This is a genomic window from Leyella stercorea (assembly GCF_021531355.1).
Lineage (GTDB): Bacteria > Bacteroidota > Bacteroidia > Bacteroidales > Bacteroidaceae > Prevotella.
Window position 1 is genome coordinate 1 of record NZ_JADYTS010000171.1, and the last position, 1,028, is coordinate 1,028.

The 1,028-nt window shown below is 42.1% G+C and carries 1 protein-coding gene; it reads right to left on the reverse strand.

From position 1 onward, the window contains the following. Positions 1–14 precede the first annotated feature (14 nt). Positions 15–995, reverse strand: coding sequence for an IS982 family transposase (locus tag I6E38_RS14880; protein WP_151265571.1), 981 nt, complete (start codon positions 993–995; stop codon positions 15–17). Positions 996–1,028: the final 33 nt, after the last annotated feature.

Here is a 1,028-nt window from a genome sequence, read left to right on the forward strand (position 1 = left end):
ACCTGTTGGCGGAATTAATTTAGTGCATACTTAATTCTGCCAATGGGCTTGTCGTTAATGAAGTTTACGTATTGCAGAATGGTAAGTGCACTAATTTTGCCAATGATTCTGGCAAACAAACCATTCGTTATTTTCGCATAGTTCCTGATGACCAAGAACTGGTCTGTAAGTTGTGAGAATATTGTCTCAATCCTCTTTCTTGCCTTTGCAAACGGAATGAATGTCGGTTTCCAGTCCTTTTGGTTGAGCCGATACGGACACTCCAGTCTTATGTGTGCGGTTTCGAACAAGTCAAGTTGTACGTCAGCTCCAATATACCCTTTGTCACCATAGATGCTACAGTCGTGATAAGTATGTTTTACATCCTTCATATAATGGAGATCAGCTACACTTGCCTTTGACAGATCATAGGAATGGATAACTCCACTTAACCCACAGAGAGCGTGTAACTTATAACCAAAATAATACGTGTTCTGCGAAGCACAGAATCCGAAGTCTGGAGCTTGCGAGAAATTTCCGGTACGTCCCATCTTGCATCGTTTCCCTCTTGCAACCCTACAGACCTCTATCGGCTTGGAGTCAACAAAGAATTGTTCCTCTCCACCATCCATTTCCATGGCAATCCGCTTGCGCAGTTCCTCACACAGGCCTGCCGTTTTCTTCCTGCGGTCATTGAACTGTCTCCTTGATATGAGATTGGGAATGCTGTCCTTGTATTCTTGCAATTTATAGTCGAACAACCACTTCTCACTATCAATGCTCTCGGTCTCTGCCGTCAAGGATAGCGCCACCACTTCCAAATCCGAAAACTTGGGAACAGGACCACGACGTGGAACATTACCAGATTCATTGACGAGATTTTCAGAGAATTGCTTGCATATCTCAAGTATTTTGACGAATTTTGTATAAAGGTTGTACATACGATGGTTTGGACTTAATGTTTTGGACACCACTAAGTTACTAAAAATCAGCGATATATACAACCTTTTACTCATATTTGTCAACTTAAATTAATTCCGCCAACGGGT

Bases quoted from the DNA above. Each gene is read 5' to 3' on its own strand.
- I6E38_RS14880 (WP_151265571.1), bottom strand. From the start codon at position 995: ATGAGTAAAAGGTTGTATATATCGCTGATTTTTAGTAACTTAGTGGTG.